The sequence below is a fragment of the Streptomyces sp. SP18BB07 genome (assembly GCF_036322545.1).
In the GTDB taxonomy this organism is placed as follows: Bacteria; Actinomycetota; Actinomycetes; order Streptomycetales; family Streptomycetaceae; genus Streptomyces; species Streptomyces deccanensis.
The window spans coordinates 1-486 of record NZ_JAQYWT010000227.1; the positions used below are offsets into that span (position 1 = coordinate 1).

General features: G+C 67.3%; 1 protein-coding gene. It reads left to right on the forward strand.

Annotated elements, in window-relative coordinates:
• On the forward strand, positions 1–486 hold a 486-nt coding region (locus PUR53_RS06905; RefSeq protein ID WP_329907735.1), incomplete at both ends, for an NPP1 family protein.

Consider the following 486-nt stretch of genomic DNA (forward strand, 5'->3'; position numbering starts at 1 on the left):
CTCCCGGTCGCCGCCATCGACCAGTGGGGCAACCTCAACGGCGGCCTCGACGACAGCGGAGCCATCACCGGCCAGTGCCGCGACAACCACCTGGGCAGGGCCAACGTCTACTCGCGGGCCAAGTGCAACAACGGCTGGTGCGCGATCATCTACACCGAGTACTTCGAGAAGGACATGACCTGCACTGGATGCACCAGCACGTCGCACCGCCACGACTGGGAAGCCGCCGTGATCTGGATCCGGCAGGGCGCGAGCACGCCCTCGTACGCGTCCGTCTCCGCCCACGGCAACTACACGACCAAGAACTGGAGCGATGTCCCGAGGGACGGGGTCCGTCTCAAGGTCGTCTACCACAAGGGGAGCAATGTGATTGACGTGGGGAGCCACTCCTTCCGCTTCGCCAACTGGGGCGAGACCGCGGAGGCCTGGGGCGACGGCGGCTGGGACTTCCCGCCCCTGGTCACCTGGACCAGGTTCCCGGCCGGC